General features: G+C 60.6%; 20 protein-coding genes and 1 other RNA gene. 11 read left to right on the top strand and 10 right to left on the bottom strand.

Annotated features, from left to right (window positions below; translation table 11 throughout):
• Positions 1-66 precede the first annotated feature (66 nt).
• On the top strand, positions 67-1,494 hold the full coding sequence (locus AC0L7I_RS06885) for an amidohydrolase (RefSeq protein ID WP_473398810.1): 1,428 nt from the start codon (positions 67-69) through the stop codon (positions 1,492-1,494).
• Between the two features lie 6 nt (positions 1,495-1,500).
• Here AC0L7I_RS06885 and ssrA read toward each other — a convergent pair.
• Positions 1,501-1,863: a transfer-messenger RNA gene (gene ssrA, locus AC0L7I_RS06880) on the bottom strand.
• A gap of 89 nt (positions 1,864-1,952) precedes the next feature.
• On the opposite strand from ssrA, the gene AC0L7I_RS06875 reads away from it, so the two are divergent.
• On the top strand, positions 1,953-2,930 hold the full coding sequence (locus tag AC0L7I_RS06875) for a bifunctional helix-turn-helix transcriptional regulator/GNAT family N-acetyltransferase (protein WP_473398809.1): 978 nt from the start codon (positions 1,953-1,955) through the stop codon (positions 2,928-2,930).
• Here AC0L7I_RS06875 and AC0L7I_RS06870 read toward each other — a convergent pair.
• The 5 genes from AC0L7I_RS06870 to AC0L7I_RS06850 all read right to left on the bottom strand — a co-directional run bounded on the left by AC0L7I_RS06870 (position 2,920) and on the right by AC0L7I_RS06850 (position 8,985).
• Positions 2,920-3,732 carry a vWA domain-containing protein gene (locus AC0L7I_RS06870; RefSeq protein ID WP_473398808.1) on the bottom strand — a complete coding sequence of 271 codons (813 nt, stop codon included), beginning with the start codon at positions 3,730-3,732 and terminating at the stop codon, positions 2,920-2,922. The genes AC0L7I_RS06875 and AC0L7I_RS06870 overlap by 11 nt on opposite strands.
• A gap of 52 nt (positions 3,733-3,784) precedes the next feature.
• The gene (locus AC0L7I_RS06865) at positions 3,785-4,459 is read right to left on the bottom strand and encodes a TadE/TadG family type IV pilus assembly protein (protein ID WP_473398807.1); all 675 of its coding nucleotides are present in this window, start codon (positions 4,457-4,459) and stop codon (positions 3,785-3,787) included.
• Between the two features lie 12 nt (positions 4,460-4,471).
• Complete coding sequence (locus AC0L7I_RS06860) at positions 4,472-6,013, bottom strand: TadE/TadG family type IV pilus assembly protein (RefSeq protein ID WP_473398806.1); 1,542 nt, start codon at positions 6,011-6,013, stop codon at positions 4,472-4,474.
• A gap of 162 nt (positions 6,014-6,175) precedes the next feature.
• A complete protein-coding gene (locus AC0L7I_RS06855) occupies positions 6,176-7,549 on the bottom strand; it encodes a vWA domain-containing protein (protein WP_473398805.1) in 1,374 nt (457 codons plus the stop codon).
• A 74-nt stretch (positions 7,550-7,623) separates the two neighbouring features.
• The gene (locus AC0L7I_RS06850; RefSeq protein WP_473398804.1) at positions 7,624-8,985 is read right to left on the bottom strand and encodes a TadE/TadG family type IV pilus assembly protein; all 1,362 of its coding nucleotides are present in this window, start codon (positions 8,983-8,985) and stop codon (positions 7,624-7,626) included.
• A 158-nt stretch (positions 8,986-9,143) separates the two neighbouring features.
• Between AC0L7I_RS06850 and AC0L7I_RS06845 the strand changes: the two genes are divergently transcribed.
• Positions 9,144-9,938, top strand: coding sequence for a thymidylate synthase (locus AC0L7I_RS06845; RefSeq protein ID WP_473398803.1), 795 nt, complete (start codon positions 9,144-9,146; stop codon positions 9,936-9,938).
• A gap of 6 nt (positions 9,939-9,944) precedes the next feature.
• On the opposite strand, the gene AC0L7I_RS06840 is transcribed toward AC0L7I_RS06845, so the two are convergent.
• Positions 9,945-11,945 (bottom strand): TonB-dependent receptor, encoded by a 2,001-nt coding sequence (locus AC0L7I_RS06840; protein WP_473398802.1) that lies wholly within the window; start codon positions 11,943-11,945, stop codon positions 9,945-9,947.
• Positions 11,946-12,086: 141 nt separating this feature from the next.
• Here AC0L7I_RS06840 and AC0L7I_RS06835 point away from each other — a divergent pair, with 141 nt between their 5' ends.
• A complete protein-coding gene (locus tag AC0L7I_RS06835) occupies positions 12,087-12,773 on the top strand; it encodes an aquaporin (protein ID WP_473398801.1) in 687 nt (228 codons plus the stop codon).
• Between the two features lie 4 nt (positions 12,774-12,777).
• Here AC0L7I_RS06835 and AC0L7I_RS06830 read toward each other — a convergent pair whose 3' ends face one another.
• Positions 12,778-13,443: a hypothetical protein gene (locus tag AC0L7I_RS06830; RefSeq protein WP_473398800.1), complete on the bottom strand. Its 666-nt coding sequence runs from the start codon at positions 13,441-13,443 to the stop codon at positions 12,778-12,780.
• A 144-nt stretch (positions 13,444-13,587) separates the two neighbouring features.
• Here AC0L7I_RS06830 and AC0L7I_RS06825 point away from each other — a divergent pair, with 144 nt between their 5' ends.
• Positions 13,588-14,136, top strand: coding sequence for a dihydrofolate reductase (locus AC0L7I_RS06825; protein WP_473398799.1), 549 nt, complete (start codon positions 13,588-13,590; stop codon positions 14,134-14,136).
• Between the two features lie 115 nt (positions 14,137-14,251).
• Entirely contained in the window at positions 14,252-15,160 is a 909-nt protein-coding gene (locus AC0L7I_RS06820; protein ID WP_473398798.1) for an SMP-30/gluconolactonase/LRE family protein, read from the top strand.
• Between the two features lie 5 nt (positions 15,161-15,165).
• Here AC0L7I_RS06820 and AC0L7I_RS06815 read toward each other — a convergent pair whose 3' ends face one another.
• On the bottom strand, positions 15,166-16,308 hold the full coding sequence (locus AC0L7I_RS06815; protein WP_473398797.1) for an Mrp/NBP35 family ATP-binding protein: 1,143 nt from the start codon (positions 16,306-16,308) through the stop codon (positions 15,166-15,168).
• 96 nt (positions 16,309-16,404) lie between these two features.
• Between AC0L7I_RS06815 and hflK the strand changes: the two genes are divergently transcribed.
• The 4 genes from hflK to AC0L7I_RS06795 all read left to right on the top strand — a co-directional run bounded on the left by hflK (position 16,405) and on the right by AC0L7I_RS06795 (position 20,162).
• Positions 16,405-17,523, top strand: a complete 1,119-nt coding sequence (gene hflK, locus AC0L7I_RS06810) for an FtsH protease activity modulator HflK (RefSeq protein WP_473398796.1) — start codon at positions 16,405-16,407, stop codon at positions 17,521-17,523.
• Between the two features lie 2 nt (positions 17,524-17,525).
• Positions 17,526-18,422, top strand: a complete 897-nt coding sequence (gene hflC, locus AC0L7I_RS06805) for a protease modulator HflC (RefSeq protein WP_473398795.1) — start codon at positions 17,526-17,528, stop codon at positions 18,420-18,422.
• A 12-nt stretch (positions 18,423-18,434) separates the two neighbouring features.
• Positions 18,435-18,635: a DUF2065 domain-containing protein gene (locus tag AC0L7I_RS06800; protein ID WP_473398794.1), complete on the top strand. Its 201-nt coding sequence runs from the start codon at positions 18,435-18,437 to the stop codon at positions 18,633-18,635.
• Positions 18,636-18,713: 78 nt separating this feature from the next.
• The gene (locus tag AC0L7I_RS06795) at positions 18,714-20,162 is read left to right on the top strand and encodes a Do family serine endopeptidase (RefSeq protein WP_473398793.1); all 1,449 of its coding nucleotides are present in this window, start codon (positions 18,714-18,716) and stop codon (positions 20,160-20,162) included.
• A 3-nt stretch (positions 20,163-20,165) separates the two neighbouring features.
• Here AC0L7I_RS06795 and serB read toward each other — a convergent pair whose 3' ends face one another.
• Positions 20,166-21,089, bottom strand: a complete 924-nt coding sequence (gene serB / locus AC0L7I_RS06790) for a phosphoserine phosphatase SerB (protein ID WP_473398792.1) — start codon at positions 21,087-21,089, stop codon at positions 20,166-20,168.
• A 55-nt stretch (positions 21,090-21,144) separates the two neighbouring features.
• Between serB and miaA the strand changes: the two genes are divergently transcribed.
• Complete coding sequence (gene miaA / locus AC0L7I_RS06785; protein ID WP_473398791.1) at positions 21,145-22,095, top strand: tRNA (adenosine(37)-N6)-dimethylallyltransferase MiaA; 951 nt, start codon at positions 21,145-21,147, stop codon at positions 22,093-22,095.
• Positions 22,096-22,242: the final 147 nt, after the last annotated feature.

The raw sequence follows: 22,242 nt of genomic DNA, 5'->3' as shown, positions 1-22,242 counted from the left end.
CATGCCTTGTTCGCAGTGACACCTTGATGCAGTCTCCGGGAAGCCCCAGCCATCCGGAGACCTTCCATGCGCCTTATCACGACCAGTCTCGCCGCCCTCGCCCTCACCGCCTGCGTCCACGCCCAGACGCCAAGCGACACGGCGGTGCTGGACAGTATCGATGCGCGCTATGACGACACCGCCGCCCTGGCACAGCAGATCTGGGACTGGGCCGAGGTCGGTTACCAGGAAGAAAAATCCTCCGGCCTGCTGCAGTCCAAGCTGAGCGAGGCAGGCTTTACGGTGGAAGCCGGTGTTGCCGGCATCCCCACGGCCTTCATCGCCAGCTATGGCTCGGGCGGCCCGGTAATTGCCGTGCTCGCCGAATTCGATGCCCTGCCGGGCATCAATCAGGACGCCAGCGCCAGCCGCTCCCCCATCGACGGCAAAACTGCGGGTCATGCCTGCGGCCACAACCTGTTCGGCGCGGGCTCTGTCGGTGCCGCGCTGGCCATCCGCGACTGGCTGGAACAGACCGGTACGCCGGGCACGATCCGGCTGTACGGCACGCCCGCTGAAGAAGGGGGCAGCGGCAAGGTCTACATGGTGCGCGAGGGCCTGTTCGACGATGTCGATATCGCCTTGCACTGGCATGGCGACGACCAGAATTCCGCCGCCGCGCAAACCTCGCTCGCCAACCGCTCGGCCAAGTTCCGCTTCTATGGCGTATCGGCCCATGCAGCCGGGGCCCCGGAACGCGGGCGCTCGGCCCTCGATGGCGTGGAATCGTTCAACTACATGGTCAACATGATGCACGAACACGTGCCGCAGGATGCACGCATCCACTATGTCATTACATCGGGCGGCGTCGCCCCGAACGTGGTGCCGGACTTTGCTGAAGTCTTCTACTATGCGCGCCACCCGAGCGCCGAGGGCGTGAAGGAAATATGGGCACGTATGGAAGACGCGGCGCGCGGCGCGGCGATGGGCACAGGTACGCGTGTCGAATGGGAAGTGATCCACGGCAACAATCCGCTTCTGGTCAACGAAACGCTCGCCAAGATGATGGATGCCAAGCTGCGACAGGTCGGCGGCGTGGACTACAATGCCGAAGAAAAAGCCTTCGCTGAGGAAATCTACAAGAGCTTCGCCAAACCCGACCTGCCCCTGGGCAGCGAGAAAGAGGTGCAGCCTTTCGAAGTCTCGCTTGGTTATGGCTCAACGGATGTGGGTGATGTGTCCTTCGCCGTGCCGACCGTCGGCCTGCGCGCGGCAACATGGGTGCCCGGCACCGCCGCCCATAGCTGGCAGGCCGTTGCCGCCAGCGGCATGTCGATCGGCTACAAGGGCGCGCAGGTGGCGGCCAAGACGCTGACGCTCGCCGCTATCGAGCTTTACGAGAACCCGAAATTGCGCAAGGCAGCCCGCGCCGAATTCGACGCGGCACGCGGCGAGGATTACGAATACACATCGCTGCTGGGCGACCGGGACCCGCCGCTCGATTACCGCAAATAGGAGAAAAGTGGAGGCTTCTGTTGCCAGGCGCCTCCGGGCCCCGCCTAGGGAGCTGAATCCCTAGGAGTTAAAGCGGTAATCCGCGCACAGCTTACGCTGCGAGCAGTTCACCTTCAGCAAAGTTGTCATTTGCAACTATGTTGATTTGGGCTTCTGAGGGGGCCCAATCCGGCGAAGGCATCGTCTTTACACGTCCGTCGATCCTATTTCGGCCCCGTCAGAAACAGGCGAAGGTGAAACGCCTGAACCTGCTTTTGGTGGAGCCGCCGGGTACCGCCCCCGGGTCCGAACCGCTTATTACACGCGCGTTTATCGCCATAGTCCGAAGACAGGTTCTATATAGGTGACATGCGCTCCCGATTAAAGGCCTTTACGCCGCGCGCGGGAATTTTCCCACAATCATATTGACAGGCAAACCAATATACATAGCATGTTATGTATATTGGGGGGGGTGCGTCATGCCCGACATATTGCAAGACCTTGGATACCTCGCCCTGGGAAGCCGCCTGAAACGGCTGGCCGAACGGCTGCAGGCAGACGCATCACTGATTTTCGAACAGAATTGCTTTGTTACCCAGCCGAGCCACTTCCCCCTGCTCGCGGCCCTCGACCGGTATGGGCCGTTGACGGTCAGCGAAGCGGTATCCGCGCTGGGCGTCAGCCAGCCCGCCGTCACGCGCAGCCTGGTCGGCCTGGTCGATCTCGGCCTTGCCGAGACAACCGTGTCGGACACCGACCGACGCCAGAAATCCATATCGTTGACCCCGGCCGGGGGCGACGCCGTCGCCCGCATGAAACAGGATGTCTGGCCGCATGTCGCCCGGGCAGCGGAGGAACTCGCCGCAGGTCCCGATACCGACCTGCTGGCGCAGATCGACCGGCTCGAAGCCGCCTTCGACACCAAATCCCTGTCAGAGCGGGCCGCCGACGGACATGCCATCGTGGAATATACCGACAGTCTTGCCGACACCTTCTACCGGATCAACGAGGAATGGATTTCCGAGATGTTCGTGCTGGAAGACAATGACCGGAACATCCTGTCCAATCCACGCGAACTGATCGTGGACAAGGGCGGCGCGGTCCTGTTCGTCTCGACCGGCGGTCTCGGCATTGTCGGCACCTGCGCGCTGATGCCGATGGGCGATGGCCGTTTCGAACTGACCAAGATGGGCGTCCTCAAGTCCGCCCGCGGGCGCAAGTCAGGCGAGTTCCTGCTCGCCGCCGCCCTCGAGCGCGCGCGGCAGATGGAAATGGACAGCCTTTACCTGCTGACCAACCGCAAGTGCGCGGCGGCCATCCACCTCTACGAGAAGTTCGGCTTCACGCATGACCCGGACATTCTGGATTCCCACGGCAAGCGGTATGAACGCTGCGACGTCGCCATGTCGTATCCACTGGTGCCCGCACCCGCGCGCCAGGCTGGCCCTACTGCTTGATCCGCAATTGCGTGATCGACCGCGCGATCGACTGATAAGCAGCAGTCAGCTCGTCGCCGTTCGCCGCACTGAACGCATAGGCCGGGCTTGTCGCGCAATACTCAAGAATGGTCCGCCCATCGCCTGTCTTCTGCACGCTGCTGGGCACCTGGAAGCCAACTGTATAGACTTGGATCTTCGACGGTGACGCTTTCATCGTGTCACACAGGTCTTGCGCCTGACGGAAAGAGCTCTTTGTCGCCGTGGGGTGGTTGGTGTTGAAGTCGCCGTCCGTCATCAGGATGACGGCCTTGACGACCTGTTTGGTATTGTAGGGCAGCGGCTCGGACGCTGTCGGCCAGATCGCCGACCAGTTGGGTGAGACAAGGTACCAGCCCCAGGCGAGGCCGATATGGCCGGCTGTGCCGCCATTGGCTGTGAGGGCCTGCACGTGGGCCTTGAGGGCCGCCTTGTCGTCGGTGAGCGGCACGGGCCCGGAGGCGCGACAGCCCGCATAACTCATGTTGTAGGCGCCCTTGGACGAATTCCCACCGCCGGATTCGATTTCCTGCTGGCCGTTGCGCTTGTTGTAATTTCCGGTCGACCAGTTCCAGCGCGGATTACCTGCGCCAATCCAGCGGAGAGACCCAGGCGCGGCATCGGTCGCCGCATCGCCGCCCGTGCGCTCATAAACGCACGTGTCGGCAATGTTCGCGTTCTCGATAGGACGGCGGGCAGCGTTCCAGTCGCCGGTACAATTCCCGCCCGGGCAGTTTTCCTGCTCATAGTAGAAGAACCGTTTGCCCGTGGCCGCGTCGATCATGCGTGCGCCGTTATAGGTGTCGTAGTTGCTTTGCGCTGCCGAATTGGAACCTTCAGCCGCAAGAGTTCTGGAGCCGCGTGACACTGTCGAAATAGGCGCCAGCGTTCACGGCGTTATTGTAGGTGGTGATCGCCAGGCGCACCGAACCCGTATCGGGCGCATCATCGGGCAGCAATTCATCGAAGGCCACTTCGGCGGCCGACTTCAGCAGGCTGAGCCTGTTCTGGCTGTTCATTGAACCGGACACGTCGAACACGAAGGCTACGTCCGCCTTGCCAATGGCATAGGTCGATGTCGACGCAACGCCGAAAGAGATCTTTTCGAACCCCATCAGGTCGGAAATGAAGGTCGGCTGGTCGCAGGAGATCACGCCGTGAATGTCCTTGTTGTCCGGATTGAACGACACCGTCACGGGAGAGCAGACGATCTGTCCGCCCTGCTCTTCGACAAGCGCCGCCGTGTAGCGCTTGACGTCCTCCCTGACGGCTTCTTCTGTGCCACCGCCCTGGCGCAACAACGCGCCGGCCAGCACGGCTGAATCGAGCGCGTACTGGACCTTGTTCTTCTGCCGGACCGTGTACTGGAAATCGACGGCCACACCACCCAGCGCCAGCACCGCTGGCACGAACAGGGCACACATGATGGCAACATTGCCGCGCTGCGACAGGCGCCAGGTTTTGAATATCTTGCCTATGTTCATCGGTTTCAGCCTCATGGCCATGCCCATCGGCGGGCGATCCTAGCGCGTGATGCGCAAATCAGAGATCGATTGAGCGATTGCCGTATACGCGTCCGTCAGCTCCTCGCCATTGGACGGCGTGAACGCGTGGCCTGCATCGGTCGCGCAATAGTCCAGGATTGTCTCTCCGCCCGGTGTCGTCGCGACATTACCCGGAACCTGGAAGCCGACCGTATAGATCTGCACATTGTACGGCTGTTCTTTCATCGCGTCACAGAATTCCATTGCCAGCTCGATCGAGCTTTCGGAAATGGACGGGTGGGTCCGGTTGAACTCGCCGTCCGTCATCAGGATGATCGCCTTGGCCGTGTCCGGCTCGTCCCATGGCCACGGATGTGAAGCCGTCGGCCAGAGCGAATTCCAGTTGGGCGAGATCAGGTACCAGCCCCATGCAATGCCGAGATGCCCAGCGGTGCCTCCGCCCGCGTGCAGGTCGTCAACATATGCCTTCAGCGCCGCCTTGTTTTCAGTGAGCGGAAGTGGCGAGGAGTTTTCGCACTTGGTCGGCGACACGTCGAAGGCGCCCTTGGACGAGTTGGCGCCACCATACTCGATTTCATAGGCGCCATTCTTCTTGTTATTGTTGCTCGTGTTCCAGTTCCACAGCGGGTTGCCCGCAATCATGGAATCCTCGGCGCCCGTTCCGCCCGCCTCATCGGTGAACGCATTCGCGCCGACTCTCTCGGAAACGCAGGTATTGTCGCCGATATTCGTCTCGAACCAGCGCCGCTTCGGCGTGATGGTCCAGTTGCTGCTGTAGTAGCAGTTCGAGCTGCAATTGGCCTGTTCGTAATAGAAGAACCGCTTGCCGGTGGACTGGTCTATCAGTACCCGGTTGTTATAGTTATTGTACCGGCTTTCCGCCGAATTGCTGCCAGACGCCGCGTCGGTGCCCAGCGTGATCTTTCGTGTCACGTCGTCGAAATAGTCCCCCGCATTGACGTTCGTATTGTATGTGGTCAGGGCAACCCGGATCGTGCCGTCGAGTTCGCGGCCATCGGGCAGCAATTCGTCAAACGCGATTTTTGCCGATGTCTTGAGATTGTCCAGCCGGTTGTCGGAATTCATTGATCCGGAGACGTCGAAAATGAACGCCACATCGACATTGCCGATACCATAGGTCGTGCCGGACCGGACCTGGAAATACAGTTTGTCGCGATGCAGCAACTGGGTCAACGTCGTCGCCTGCGCACAGCGGATCTCCGCCTCGATGTCTTGCGTCCCGTCCAGGAAAGTGAGTTCCGGGTCCGCACAACTCAGGCCACCGCCCTGCACACTCACAAGCGCCTCGACATAATCATGCACGAGCGTTCTGATCTGCTCCTGCGAACTGCCGGCCTGCATCGCCTTGGAACCTGCGATCACCGCGCTGTCGATGACAGCCTGTACCTTGTTCTTTTCGGTCAGCGTCGCCTGCACATCGATCGCAATGCCCGCAATGGCCAGGATTGGCAGGATGGCGATAGCTGCGACGACCGCAACATTCCCGCGCTTGTCCGTGCCATAGCGGCCGACAATTGCGTCGTTTGAGCTACTGGGCATGATATTCGCCTCGTCAACGGTCCTTCGGGTGGGTCCTGGATACGAGGATGAACGACATTGCTTTTTGCACCGTTAGATCGGCTTCCCCAGTTCGCCAGATTGCAGCAAGACCCGATTAACCAGGCAGCAGCGTGTTGTCAGCGAACCGGGGGAGCCATTTCTCTAATAGGTGATCCGCAGGTCGGAGATGGACTTGGCGATCAGCTTGTAAGCGTCCTTCAATTGCTGGCCATTTTCCGGCTTGAACGCGTGGCCCGCACTCGTGGCACAATAGTTCAGGATGTCCTGGCCTTCCTTGGGGGCCTGGAAAGCGACCGTGTAGATGACGACATGCTCGGCCTTTGCGGCATCGCAGATTGCCTTGGCCTGCGCAAACGAATCTCCCTGGCCGCTTGAGAAGTACGAGTTGAACTCGCCGTCCGTCATCATGATCAGGGCCTTGGCGGAATCCGGTTCGTCATAGTCCAGGGGCCTGGACGCCGTCGGCCAGATGTTTTCCCACTTCGGATCGATCAGGTACCAGCCCCAGGCAACACCCATGTGCCCGGCCGTGCCGCCAAAATCGTTCAGGCCGTTCACATAGGCCTTCAGGTCTGACCGACTGTCAGTCAGCGGAAGCGGCCCGATACTGTTGCAGGTTTCTTCGCTCCACTTCTCGGTCGACGTGTTGAACTTGGCCTCAGCCGCCTCGATCCACGCATTCGCGCCCGGCGCAGCATCCGTGAATGCATTTGCACCGATGCGCTCCTTCACGCACTTGTTGGTGATCGTTTTCGTCGCGACCATGGGGGTCACGACGTCCTTGTACGTCTTGCACTGCCCATTGCTCTTGTAGGCAATACAGACTTTCGTCGTCTTGTTGTAATTGACGGTATAGGAGCGCGTGACGTTCTTGTTCGTCACAGCCTTGAAGTAGCTGCCGGCATTGACCATCGTGTCATAAGAGGTCATGGCGAGCCGAACGTCGTCCAGCTTCGCCGTATCGTATGTCGCCGGCAGCAGCGCATCGATGGCGTCCTTGGCCGCGATCTTCAGGTCGGCCATCTTGCCATTATTTCCCATCGAGCCCGAGACGTCGAACACGAAGGCCACATCGACCTTGCCGATACCGTAAGTCGATCCGGAACGAACCCGGAAGTCCATCTTCCGCTGGCCGATCACGTTCGACAATGTGGTCGGCTGGGAACAGAAGATCGACGCATTGATATCCTGTGCGTCATCCTTGTATTCGAGCGCGACGCTCGTGCAATCGAGGCTTGCGCTCTGTTGCTTCAGCAGGGCCGACACATAGGCGTCGACATCTTTTGCGACGTCTTCGCGGCTTGAGCCTTCCTGCATGGCGCGTGCGCCGAAGATCACCGCACTGTCGATGACGGCCTGGACCTTGTTCTTCTGGGTCAGTGTCATCTGGGTGTCGATGGCCACACCCACGATCGCCAGGATCGGGATGAGCGCCAGGGCAAAGATGATGGCGATATTGCCGCCAGTATCGGCACGCCAACGAATAGAACAGAAATTCACAACAGCGCGCTTCAACTTTGTCTCCAGTTCAGAACAAAACGCTATGCCAATAAATGTATGTCATGGGATTCACCTCGATCTCCGCCGCTCTAGTACGTGATCCGAAGATCAGAGATCGATTGGGCGATCATCAGGTAGGCGTCCTTCAGCTGCTGGCCATCTTCCGGACTGAAAGCGTGGTCGGCACTCGTGGCGCAATAATTCAGGATTTCCTGACCTTGTGCCGGCGCCTGGAACGCCACCGTATAGATGACGATGTGCTCGAGCTTTGCGGCATCGCAGAGCTTCTTGGCCTGATCGAACGAATTGCCCTGTCCGCTCGAGAAATAAGAGTTGAACTCACCATCCGTCATCATGATGATCGCCTTGGCCGCGTCGGGCTCGTCATAGGGCAACGGCTTGGACGCAGACGGCCAGACGCTATCCCATTTGGGATCGATCAGGTACCAGCCCCAGGCCACACCCATATGGCCGGCCGTGCTGCGGAAATCGTTCAATCGGGCGATATAAGCCCTCAGGTTTCCCCGATTGTCCGTCAACGGAAGCGGGCCGATATTGTTGCAGGTTTCCTCCGTCCAGCGGTCTCTGGACCTGTCATAATACGCTTCGGCAGCTTCGAGCCATGCGCCCGGGCCTGGATCCTCGTCCGTGAACGCATGCGAACCAACGCGTTCCTTGACGCACGTATTCGTGATCGTCTTGGTGGTCAGCGCCGGAACCGTTTCGTATTCCCTGCACCTGCCACGACGCCACCTGAGGCAGACATTCGTCTCCTTGTCGTAGGTGGCGGTGTAGGTTCGCGTCTTGTTTTCATTCGTGACGGCTTTGAAATAACCACCCGCATTGACCATTGTGTCATAGCTCGTCATCGCAAGACGCACGTCATCCGACTTGGCAGTATCGTACGCTGGCGGCAGCAATGTCTCGACAGCCTCAAGAGCCGCGACCTTCAGGTCGTCCATCTTGCCGCTATTACCCATCGAACCCGAGACGTCGAACACGAAGGCAACTTCAACCTTGCCGATGCCATAGGTCGAACCGGACCCGACGCGAAAGTCCATTTTGCTCTGGCCAAAGAGGTTCGACAGCGTTGTAGGCTGCGAGCAAAAGATCGATGCATTGATATCCTGGGAATCGTCCTCGTATTCGAGGGAGATACCCGCGCAGTCGAGCGAGGCACTTTGCTGTTTCAGCAGGGCCTTCACGTAGGCATTGACGTCCTTGGCGACTTCCTCGCGGCTTGCGCCTTCCTGCATGGCGCGCGCGCCGAAGATCACTGCGCTGTCGACGACGGCCTGGACCTTGTTTTTCTGGGTCAGGGTCATCTGCGTGTCGACGGCAACGCCGACGATCGAGAGGATCGGAATAACGGACAGCGCAAAGATGATCGCGGCATTGCCCCGCGTATCGGTACGCCAGCGACTGGTCAGGCCTTGGACAAGATTTTTCATCGTGCTGTACCTCCCCCCCTCTGGATTGGTCGTAGATACAAGCACCATATATTTCATAAGATTCATTCAATTTGGTTCGGGCCTGCGCGGAAAATTGGTTATCTCCTGCAAGATCGTGTTAATGATTCTGGCTAACGAATCGCGCAAACGAGGCCCGCATGAGACAGTATCTCGACCTCCTGTCAGACATTCTGGAACATGGTTCCGAGCGGTCAGATCGCACTGGAACCGGCACAAAGGCCGTGTTTGGCCGCCAGATTCGCTTTGATCTCGCAGACGGGTTTCCCATGGTTACGACCAAGAAACTCCACCTGCGCTCGATCATCATCGAACTGCTTTGGTTTCTGAAGGGCGACACGAATATCCGCTATCTTAAGGATAACGGCGTCTCGATCTGGGATGACTGGGCCGATGAGAACGGCGATCTCGGGCCTGTTTATGGCAAGCAGTGGCGCAGCTGGGCTGCGCCGGATGGCCGTGTGATCGACCAGATCCAGTGGGTCCTTGATGAAATCCGCACCAATCCGAACTCCCGCCGCCTGATCGTTTCGGCCTGGAATCCGGCCGACGTGAATGACATGGCCCTGCCACCCTGCCACTGCCTGTTCCAGTTCAATGTCATGGACGGCAAGCTGAACTGCCAGCTATACCAGCGTTCGGCCGACATCTTCCTCGGCGTACCGTTCAACATCGCATCCTATGCCCTGTTAACGCTGATGATGGCGCGCGCAACCGGCCTTGAGGCCGGGGAGTTCGTCCACACGTTCGGGGATGCGCACCTCTACCTGAACCATGTCGAGCAGGCGAAACTGCAGCTCAGCCGGGAGCCGCGTCCCCTGCCCTCCATCACCTTGAACCCTGACAAGACAGACCTGTTCGGCTGGGAGTATGGAGACTTCAAGGTCGAGAACTACACGCCCCATGCCCATATCAAGGCACCGGTCGCGGTCTAGCCCCGCCTAGAAAAGGAAACGGATGCCCGCACGGATGTTGCATCCGGGCATCGGCACACGGTCCTTCAGGACAGACGTCGCCGCGCGCACTTCCGCGTCACCGATATTCCGTGCCTCGATAAACAATTTCGTGCCCTCGCGGCCCGCTCCATAGCGCGCAATATCGAGATCGGCATGCACGTCGGCGGTGACATAGCCGTCGGTCGGCAGCAGGGCCGTGCCGGGGGAATCCTGATCGCCGGCCCAGGTCAATTTCACACCCAGCGCAAGGGCGCCCCAGTCGGCTTCGGCCCCGGCATTCAGCGTTACGGGCGGCACATACGGCACGTCGCTGCCGTCATCGAATTCGGCGGTCACAAGATCCAGCCCGGCGTCGAATTTCCAGTCTGCCCGGAACGGGCCTTCCAGCCATTGGTATTCGGCAAAGACTTCGCCGCCCGTGAAGCGCGCGTCCTGCTGCTCGAAATTGAACACAGGCAGGTCGTCCAGTACGGCGCCTGTCGGGGCAAGATAGATGAAGTCGGCAAAGTCTGTGAGGAAGACGGTGACGCCGAAGCTTGCGATATCGCTCTCCCAACGTGCGCTGCCTTCGAGGTTCAGGCCGCGTTCCTTGCCGAGCGTCCTGTCGCCCACTTCGTATTGTTCCGTGGCGAGGTGTGGCCCGTCGGCAAACAGCTCGCTCTGGTTCGGCGCGCGCTCGGCCCAGGACGCCTGTGCCCCGAGGAACCAACCGGATGCCCAGTGTTGGTGAATGCCGGCTGACGCGCTGATCAGGTCGAAACGCGCCTTGCCGGCGACCTCATTGTCGAGGTCGACCCGCTCTGCGCGAATACCGCCCTCGATACCAAGGCCAGTGTCGAAGTCCTGGGTCTCGTAGAGGAAGACACCGAAACTCGTCGTGTCAGTCGGCGAGATGAATGCTTCGTCGCCAATCGCGTCGAGCGAACTGTCAGCATATTGGATACCCGCCTCGCCTTCCAGCGGGCCCAAAACGTGCCCGGCTTCGATGCGCCCTTCAAAGCCATTGGTCTTGAAGATGGTACCGGGCTCTCCGGGGGCCTCGAACTCGGTATGCTCATAATCGGCCACCGAACCGGCAGCTGTGACTTTCGTGAGGAAACCATTGTCCACGTTCAGCCCGCCGCGAATGTCGTAGCGAGTCTGCGTGAGATCGATGAAGGCGGTCTCTTCGAGCGGCAGCCCGTACTGGGAACCCTGCTGGCGCACGGCAGCGCCGAGAAATCCCGTCTCGCCGATCCAGGACAGGCCGCCTGCGACGGATTGGGTCTGCACGAACGAATTCGGCAACTCGCCGTCCGGTCCGGCCGGATCACCTGTCAGCGCTCGCGACCGCCCGGACTCGGCCGGCACCGGAATGTCGTAATTGCCGAAGTCGCGTGTCGACGCGGTCAGCGTGGCCACGACCGGTCCGTTAACCGCCTGAACCCGCGCGCCGCCCTCGGTGCCGTCATTGACACTGTTGGTTGCGGCATAGGCTTCGCCGGCAAATGCTCTTTTCGGCAGGTCTTCCATGATCAGGCCGTCAATCACGTTGACCACGCCGCCAATGGCCTGTCCGCCATAAACCAGGGCCGCCGGACCGCGCAGTATTTCGACCTTTTGCGCATCGATGCCGTCAGCGGCCACCTGGTGATCAGGGCTCGCGGCGGACACATCGATCACACCGATTCCATTGGTCAGGACCTGGACACGCTCGGCGCCGAGGCCGCGCAGGACAGGCCGGCTCGCGCCCTGCCCGAACGCGGTGGACGCGACACCGGGTTGGCGATCCAGCGTGTCGCCCAGAGTCGAGGCGAGGGCCTCGACAATCTCCTTGCGGTCGAGCGCAGCCACATTGCTGACCAGTTCGCCTGCCGTCCGTTGCGGTCCGGGCAGGGTGACGATGACGGTTTGCTCAATGCGAACTTCGTCCTCGGCGTGGTCTTGGGCAGTCGCCATTCCGGCGACAAGCGGCGCGACAGCCGCAGCAGCAAGCAGGTATTTCATGGGAGGAAACCTGTTAATGTTATAGAATAACGTCTCCTTCTTTTATCGCCCGGGCCCTGCGTGTCAATTGCTCAAAGCGCCGAACTGGCGCAAATTTCTTCCCCAACGGCATGCAGCCGTCATTTTCTGGGAGGGAAAACCATGAAAATCTTTGCCGCCGAGCTTGTCGGCACACTCACCCTTGTCCTGTTCGGCTGTGGCGCCGCCGTACTTGCCGGAGAGCAAGTCGGACAACTCGGCATCGCTTTCGCCTTTGGTCTTGCCATCGTGGCAATGGCCTATGGCATCGGCCCGATCTCGGGATGCCACGTCAATCCGGCCGTCAGCTTCGGCGCCTTCATCGCCGGGCGCATGGATGGCAAGACGATGCTGACCTATTGGGTCGCGCAATTCATCGGCGCCACGATCGGTGCCGGCATCCTCTTCCTCATTGCCAGCGGCAAGGCTGACTATGACGTCGCCATCAACGGCCTTGGCCAGAACGGCTGGGGTCCCGGTTATCTCGGCGAATACAGCCTGGCAGCAGCAATCGTTTTTGAGATTGTTGCAACCTTCCTGTTCCTGGTGGTGATCCTCGGGTCGACGCAGACGGGCGCCCCGACTGCCATGGCAGGCCTGTCGATTGGCCTGACGCTGACCGCAATCCACATCGTCGGCATCCAGGTGACCGGCGTATCCGTCAATCCGGCGCGCAGTTTCGGTCCGGCGCTGTTTGCCGGCGGACCGGCCATGTCACAGCTCTGGCTGTTCCTCGTCGCTCCCCTGGTCGGCGCGGGCCTCGCAGGCATGAAATGCCGGATGGGCCTTCTCGACCAGGACGCCGCCTGACGGTTCAGGCCTCGGCCGGGTCCACCAGGCCGAGGTCTTCCCGTCGCCGGATGATCGTCGACACAATCACGGCGCCCACCATCTTGCCGATCACGAACACGATCCAGTTGGCGACATGCAGGGAATTGCCGGGCTCGGCGCCGAACTCGATCTGCTTGGCCAGGTCAGCGCCATATAGGAACACGGTCGTGTCAACAGGCGCTGCAAACGCACTCGACAACAGGATCCGCGTCGACAGCCGGTACTTCGTGAACGTGAACATCAGCCAGTCGACGCCTTCGGAAATCGCAAAGGCAATGCCGCTCGCCAGCGCGATGACCGGCCAAGCATAATAGAAGGACCAGGCCACGGCCATCGCCATGACAGCCAGCACGCGGTGGCCCATTTCGCGCTGCACGAAGTCGCGGATCACGAACACCATGCCGGTCACCATTGTCATCGGGTGCAGTGAAATCCCCTGGGTCCATGTGGCGCTTTTCTCGACAATCTGGAATTCCGGAATCACGCCGAACGACCAGTTCAAAAAAGGTATCAAAGCGACATACATCAAGGCCCAGGCACGTCCCTTGAGCATGTAAATCGCGGTGAATGTCAGCGCCAGCGCAACCACTACCTGAACGAACTGACCGGGATTACCGTTGGAAATGATTGATATAAACGAATTGATCACGCCTGAACCCCATGTTGCGGTTCGTCACGCATAGCTGACAAATCCGGTTGCTTCGACCCCAAAACAATGTGTTCCACATGCTTAACAAGGCTAGGCAGAAACGCCGCGTGACAACGAACTTCCAGAAGGGTTGCCCGTCCCACCATGCATAGTGACGTAAAACTCAGTCTCATCGTGGCCCGCGGCCGCAACAATGTGATCGGCGCGGCCGGGCAATTGCCATGGCGCCTGAAGAGCGACCTGATGTTTTTCAAGAAAGTCACATTGGGAAATCCGGTCATCATGGGTCGAAAGACCTGGGAGAGCCTCCCGAAACGTCCTTTGCCTGACCGCGAGAATATCGTGATGACCCGCGACTGGACCTATGACGCGCCCGGCGCGCGGGTCTATTCCAGCTTTTCACCCGCCGTGAACGCGGCCAAGGCCATCGCCGCACGTGAAGGCAAGCGCGAAGTCTTCGTGATCGGCGGCGAAGCGATCTACCAGCTCGCCCTGCCGCTGGCAGACCTTGTCTATGTCACCGAAGTCGATGCGGCTCCGGAAGGCGACGCTCATTTCCCGGTGCTCGCTGAATCTGAATGGCACGAAGAGACTGCCGAGCATTTCGAGATCAGCAAAGGCAACGACCACGCCTTCACCATCCGCAAGCTCGAACGGGTCCACGCTTCCAGTCCGGCCAACGCGGACGCCTGATACCCGCCCGACCCCCTTCCCACACCCTTACCGCCCCCTTTCGCTCCCCTCGCGGAACCCGTTGCCGGTACCCTGCGGCGCACCTAATGTGCCTCCAAAACAAGGAGGAACGCGCATGGATTTCGAACTCTTGGCCAGCGGACTCGGCTTTCCCGAAGGCCCCGTCGTCATGTCCGACGGCAGCATCATCATCGTCGAAATCCAGAAGGGTGCCATCTCACGCCACTGGGGCGGTGGAAAATCCGAAACCATTGCGACCCCAGGCGGCGGCCCCAACGGCCTCGCCATCGGCCCCGACGGCGCACTATGGTGCTGTAATAATGGCGGTTTCCTCTATCACGAAGTCGATGGCCTGCTGATCCCCGGCAATTGCCCGGATGACTATTCCGGTGGACGGATCGAGCGGATCGACCTTTCAACCGGCAAGGTCGAGCGCGTGCTCGACACGGTCGACGGCCATCCGCTGAAAGGCCCCAATGACCTTGTCTTCGACAAGGCCGGGAACCTCTATTTCACCGACCACGGCAAGACCTATTCGCGCCACCGCGATTTCGGCGGCCTGTTTTTCCTCGCCAAGGGTGCGTCCGAGGCGAAGGAACTCGATTTCCATTATTCCTCACCCAATGGCGTCGGCCTCTCGCCGGATGAACAGACGGTGTTCATGGCCGACACGATGACCGGTCGCATGTGGGCCTTCGACCTGGCCGCGCCCGGCGAAATCAAGCCCGCCTCGCCCTTCAATGGCGGCCGTGTCGTTGCGACGATGCCGGGCCTGCAATATTTTGACAGTCTCGCCATGACGGCGGCCGGCAATGTCTGCGTCGCCACAATCCTGAATGGCGGCATCACCACGATCACGCCGCAGGGCGATTTCAGCCACACGGCCTTCCCTGACATGCTAGTCACCAATATCGCGTTTGGCGGAGACGACATGAAGGACGCCTACCTGACGCTGTCCAGCACGGGCCAATTGGTCAAGTGCCGCTGGCCGGAACCGGGCCTCGTGCTGAACTTCAACGCCTGACCGCGTCAGTCCTCGAAGACGATCTCGGGAGCAGGCTTGGTCTCCAGCGTATCGAGGCCGACGGCCACGGTGCGCGCCAATGCGTGAAAGATGCGGGCAGGCTCACCCTCGACCAGCGCGGCAGGCATCCCGGTGTCGCCTCCTTCACGTATGGCCTGCAGCATGGGGATCTGGCCCAGCAATGGCAGGCCCAATGCCTGCGCCATCGCCGCACCGCCGCCCTCGCCCATCAGGTGATGGCGATTGCCTGCAGGGTCTTCGAACCAGCTCATCGTCTCGACAATGCCGAGCACGGGCACGGCTGTCTTGGTGAACATGGCGGCGCCGCGCCGCACATCCGCGAGAGCGACTTCCTGCGGCGTGGTGACAATGATTGCCGCTGTCACCGGCACGCGCTGCGCAATCGCCAGCTGTGCATCCCCCGTACCGGGCGGTGTATCGATGACCAGAACGTCCAGTTCGCCCCATTCGGCATCATTCAGCATCTGCGTGATTGCCGACATGACAATCGGCCCGCGCCAGATCATCGGGGCGTCCGGATCCGACAGGTAGCCAATCGACAGGGTCTTCATGCCATGCGCACTGACCGGCACCAGTTTCTTCGATTCAGCTGTCGCGGGCTGCGCCTCCTGCATGCCCAGCATGGTGGGGATCGACGGTCCATAGACATCGGCATCGAGCAGGCCGACTTTCATGCCCGTCCTGGCCATGGCCGCAGCAAGGTTCACCGCAACGGTCGACTTGCCGACCCCGCCCTTGGCGCTCGCCACCACCAGGATGCGCGCTATCCCGGGAATGGGCGGAATGGCGGAAGCCTGTGTCGGCGCGCCTTGTTGCATCGCCTCATCCGAGAGGCGCGCACCCTTTGATACCCGGCGCGGGGCCGGCTCCAGCTTCACTTTTGGCAGTGCCTTCTGCGCTGTCAGAATACTCGTTACGGCATGTACGCCAGCGACAAGTTCAGCCCGTCCTTCGGCTTCGATCCGGCGTGCCTCAGCTCCCGCCGTATCGGTTGGATCGGCCAGCAACACGAGGATAACCCGGCCCGTTTCATCCACGTCGACCGACTCCAGCCAATCCGGTGCGCCAAGCGCATCACGGACCTGACCGGCCAGTTTCCGGCGGGATTTTTCCTTTGAACCAAACACTCGTAGAGACCCCTGCGTCCTTGATGCCCTGAAAGAGGCATGCACATATCACTCAAAGACCTATATAGAAGCCTACAAAGCAAAACAGGAGGGGCTATGCCCTGGGATGACAAGACTAAATCCAGCGGCCCATGGGGCGGCGGATCGGACGATGAGTCCAGTAAGGAGGGCGGCTCGCCCTGGACGCGCCCTGGCGGCGGCTCCGGCAATGGCGACCTCGAACAACAGATGAAGCGCATGCAGGAGCGATTCCGCAAGCGTTCAGGCGGTGGCGGTGGTGGCGGCGGACGTCGTCGCGGCGGCGGCGGCCCGAATTTCGGTCCGCTCGGCTTCGTCGTTCTGATTGGTATTGCCGTTCTGGGCTGGCTCTCGACCAGTGTGGTCATGGTCGATCCGACGCAGCAGGCGGCCGTATTCCGTTTCGGCAAATGGCAGACGAATTTCGGCCCCGGCCTGCATTTCCACCTGCCTGCCCCCATCGAGGAGCACGTTCTGGTGGAGGTCGAGAATCGCAAGGAAACCAAGATCGGCAAAAATCTCGAAGAGAGCCTGATGCTGACGCAGGACGAGAATATCGTCGACATCCAGTTCTCGGTCTTCTGGAAAGTGGATTCCGAGCACCCGGAAAACTTCATCCTCAACGTCAAGCAGCCCTCAGAGGCTGTCGAGCAGGTTGCCGAATCGGTGATGCGCGAAGTGGTCGGCAAAACACGCCTGCAAAGCGTGATCACGACCGAACGCGACGTCGTGCAGCAGGAAGTGGCCAAACAGGTCCAGGCGCTGCTGAACGATTACCGCGCCGGTATCGAAATCCTGGCCGTCACGATCGACCGGTCGGATCCACCAAAGCAGGTGATCGAGGCCTTCAACGACGTGAACGTCGCCGAACAGGACGCCGAGACAAATATCAACCAGGCAACCCAGTTCGCCAATGAAGTTGTCCCGCAAGCCCGCGGTACCGGCCAGCGTATCCTGCAGGAAGCGGAAGCCTATCGCGATCAGGTCCTGGCCGACGCGCAAGGTGAAGCCTCACGCTTCGAGCAGATCTATACCGAGTATCGCAAGGCCCCGCGCGTGACGCGCGAACGCATGTACCTTGAAACCATGGAACGGGTGCTGGAACGCTCCGACAAGCTGATCCTCGATCAGGACTCAGGCGCCGTTCCCTACCTGCCGCTGGAACGAACCCAGCCCAAACCCCGCGGAGGGCAATAATAATGCGTGCTTTTGGATGGCTAATCATCATCGTGACCGGCATTTTCCTGATGGTCATGATGAATTCGTTTTTTGTAGTCCGTCAGGACGAGCAGGCCCTTATGCTGCAGGTTGGCGAGCCCAAGCAGGTGTATAACGCACCGGGCCAGGACCAGGCCGGCCTCTATTTCAAGCTGCCCTTGTTCCAGCAGGTCGAAAAACTCGACAAGAAGAATATCGGTCTTGATATCGAGAATATCGAAGTGCTGGCATCAGACCAGCGGCGGCTATCTGTCGATGCCTTCGTGCGCTGGCGCATCAAGGACCCGCTGAAATTCTACCAGCGTTTCCGCACCGAAACGGCGGCCGCCCGCCAGCTCAACCAGATCACCAACTCGACCATTCGCGAAGCCCTTGGCGACGTGCCCGTGCCAGAAATCATTTCCGGCCAGCGCTCGCAACTGATGGACCGGATCCGGATCAAGGTGAACCAGCAGCTGAGCGATGACGGCATCGACATTATCGACGTCCGCATCCGCCAGGCTGACCTGCCTCAGGAAGTCGCCCAAGGCGTTTACAGCCGGATGCAGTCGGCCCGTCTCCAGGAAGCCCAGCGCATCCGCGCCGAGGGCGAGGAAAAGGCCCGCCTGATCCGCGCCCAGGCCAGCCGCGAAAAAACGGTGATCGAAGCCCAGGCTCGCGAGCAGGCCGAGATCATTCGTGGTGAAGGCGATGCAAAGTCGACGGAAGTCTATGCCAATGCCTATAACAGGGACCCGGAATTCTTCCGGTTCCAGCGTGCCCTGATTGCCTGTGACAAGTCCATTCAGGAAGGCACGCAGGTAATTGTCAGCCCGCAAGGCCTTGGAATCTGCGACGAGTTCATCGAAGCGGCCCGCGCCAATGGCGGCAGCCGCTAGGACGCAAGATACGTGTCGACACTCTGTTTGATACTGGCTGCGGCCGGAATCTGGTTCTTTGTGGAGGGGGCGATCTATGCGATCGCCCCCGACTTCATGCGGCGCATGGCAGTCCGCCTCTCGGAAATGTCGAGCCGCGATGTGGCCTTTGCCGGACTGGCATCAGCCGTCGTCGGTGCTGCCTTGCTTGTCTTCGCAGTCAGAGGCGTCTGAACCTGTTGCAACAAGGGCGCAAAGCGCCATACTGAACAGGCAACGTACAATATTCGACTCTCAGGAGCGTTCTGCCTCATGCGCATTTCGGCACTCGCCGCCCTCGGTTTCATTGCCGCCTTTGCCCTGCCTGTTTCAGCCCAGGGCAGCCTGTCACGGCCCCTTGATGGCCTGGACCAGAAAGTGCAGCCGCAGAACTTTCGCGACCTTTCCAAACGTCTGATGCCGGCTGTCGTGAATATTTCGACCCAGCAGACGATTGCGCCCAATGGCCTGCCGACGTTTCCGGAAGGCTCGCCCATGGAACGCTTCAACGAGTTCTTTGGTCGTGACGAGGACGGATTCCAGCGCCAGGGATCGCTCGGCTCAGGCTTCGTGATCAGTCCCGACGGGATCATCATCACCAACAATCACGTCATCGACAATGCCGATGAGATCGAGATCAATTTCTCCGATGGCCGCGTGCTCGAAGCCAAGCTTGTGGGCCGCGACCGCGATACCGATCTCGCCGTTCTGAAAGTTTCCAGCCGGACACCGCTGCCCTATGTCGACCTGGCCGACAGCGACCGCGCCGAAGTCGGCGACTGGGTGATTGCCATCGGCAATCCGTTCGGATTTGGCGGATCGGTTTCGGCCGGTATCATCTCGGCCCGCAACCGCGACCTGAACTCCGGGCGCTCGGATGATTTCATCCAGACCGATGCCGCTATCAACCGGGGCAATTCCGGCGGCCCCCTCTTCAATCTCGGTGGCGAAGTCGTCGGCGTGAATACCGCCATCATCTCGCCCACCGGCGGCTCGGTCGGTATCGGCTTCTCGGTTCCGGCCAATCTGGTGAAGCGCATTTCGAAACAGCTGATCGAACATGGCAAGGTGCGCCGGTCGTGGCTGGGCGTGAATGTGCAGGATGCCGACGCAGCCCTGGTCAAGGCCTACAAGGCCAAGGGCAAGGGCGGCGTCATCGTCACACGCATCACGAATGACGGCCCCGCCGACAAGGCCAAATTGGAAGTCGGCGATCTCGTGCTCAGCTTCGACGGCAAGGCGATTGCCAGCGTCCGCGAAATGACGCGCCTGATCTCGGACGCGCCGATTGGCAAGACGGTGGCACTGTCGATCATTCGAGACGGCAAGGCGCGCAATGTGTCGGTCACGCTCGGCGAACTAGAAGACGATGATGATCCGGCTGGCGCCAGCGCACTGCCTGACATGCCCGCCAGCAGCAATGATCTCGGCGCCGAACTCCAAAGCATCGACGATGACATCCGCCGCCGTTTCGGCATTCCCAAGGATGTCGAAGGGGTCGTGGTCACCAGTGTCAGCGCGCGCGGCCGCGCCTTCGGCAAGCTCAGCCGGGGCGATGTAATCGTCGAGGTGAACTTCGCCAAGGTTTCGACGGTCACCGACACGGTCAATCGCGTCGAGACTGCCATGACCACCCCGCACCAGCCCCTGCTCCTGCGCGTGAAACGCCGGGGCGATGCCGGCTGGTTCGACCAGTTCCTGTCAATCGAGCTTGCCAAATAGCGCCTAGGTGTCGACGAACTCGTCTGCCGTGTAGCCCTGGAAGAACAGGGCAGCCGTAAGGTCGGTATAGTTGATGGCAGCCGTAGCCTGTTCGGCAACGATGGGCTTGGCCCGGTAGGCAATGCCAAGGCCTGCCGCGCGGATCATGTCGAGATCATTCGCGCCGTCGCCAAGCGCCAGCACGTCGTCTCGCCGGAGGTCATGCGCCGCCGCCGCTTCGTCCAAGGCGGTGAGCTTTGCTTCGCGACCAAGGATCGGCCTGCCGACGTCGCCAACAAGGACGGCGCCATCGTCTGTCAGCGTGTTGCCCCGATGGGCATCAAAACCGGATGCCTCCGCCACGCGCGACGTGAAGAAAGTAAACCCACCCGATACCAGCAGTGCATGCGCGCCATGCGCCTTCATCGTTGCCGTTAGCGTGCGCGCACCGGGATTGAGCGTGATGCGTTCGCGGTAGGCTGCCTCAAGTGCTGACAGTTCCAGCCCCTTGAGCATCGCCACCCGCGTCGTCAGCGCGCCTTCGAAGTCGAGCTCCCCGCGCATCGCGCGTTCTGTGATCGCCGAGACCTCAGCCTTGAGGCCGGCAAAATCCGCCAGCTCGTCAAGGCATTCCTGGCCAATGATGGTTGAATCCATGTCGGAGATCAGGAGACGCTTTCGCCGGTTGGCGGCTGGCAAGACAGAGACGTCTGCCTCCAGTGCCTTCACGCCGGCGCGAACAGTTTCGACCTGATCCTTGCCGCTTACCTCGAACACGTACTCGCAGGCCCGCCAAGGGCCCGCCTCCGACAGAATCCGCAGCTGCATTTCACCCACGCCTGCCGCAACGAGAATCTCCCCCAGTTGCACAGAAAGCTCAGCATGTGCTGGCTGTGCCACGGCTGTAGCAGCAAGGAAATTGCGGGAATTATGCAGGTTCTGGGTCATGTTTTCAGTCTCTTGGTGTCTTTCCACGCGCCCGACAAGCCCTTAGGTCTAGTGCATGCATCCGGCTATCCTCATTCACGGTCCCACCGCCAGCGGCAAGACCGCTCTCGCCATTGCCGTCGCCCGGCGATTGGGCGGAGAAGTCATCAACGCTGATTCCATGCAGGTTTACAGGGACCTTCAGGTTATTAGCGCCCGCCCCGACGAAACCGAAATGGACGGGGTCGAACACCATCTCTTCGGTCATATAGATGCCGCCACGCGTTATTCCACCGGCGACTGGCTGGAAGAGGTCCGCCGCGAAATCAAGCGGCTTGAGCTGAAAGGCAAGCGCGCCATACTTGTTGGCGGCACAGGCCTGTACCTGCTGGCCCTGACACAGGGCCTGTCGAACATCCCGCCGGTTCCGGAGGATATCCGGGCCGATGTCCGGGCCATCGCCGAAGCTGAAGGCGCCGAAGGCTTGCGTGACCGGCTGGCGCCGGTCGATCCTGAAACAGCTGAGCGGCTCGGCACGGGCGACCGCCAGCGCCTTTCACGCGCCTATGAAGTCTGGCTCGCGACGGGGCGCCCGATCAGTGACTTTCATGACGAGCGCCAACCGCCTGTCCTGCAGGAAGGTGAATGGATCGGCTTCGCGCTCACCCCGCCGCGAGCCCGCCTCTACCAGAAAATCGATCGCCGCTTCGAAGGCATGCTGATGCAAGGCGCCATGGACGAGGCGCGTGCGCTGATGGAACGTGGCCTCGATCCCGAACTTCCCGCCATGAAAGCCCACGGCATGCCCTGGCTGACAGCCTTTGCCCGCGGTGAGATCAGCGCGGAACTGGCCGCAGAAAATGCAAAGCGAGACACAAGGCGCTATGCAAAAAGGCAGTTCACCTGGATCGGCAGGCAATTCCCCTTCTGGCCGCGCATTCCTTCGCCTGAACCAGAAAATCGCCTTAGGGTCATTCATGCCCTTTACAGGGAGATTGACAGCGCCCAAGAGGCAGATTATTCCTAAGTCCGACGTTGGAGGAAACGCACCGTGCGCAAACCACTGGTACTCGTTATTAGGCATCCGTAGTCGGCTGACCATTCAGCCGATTGCGGATGCGCGCACAAAAGGGTCTCCTCCGGGGGCCCTTTTTTAATTTCAGCCTCAGCCCGT

The sequence above is a fragment of the Hyphomonas sp. J20-32 genome (genome assembly GCF_055808555.1).
The sequence above is the reverse complement of the archived record's forward strand: the minus strand, read 5'-3'. Positions and strand labels throughout refer to the sequence as shown.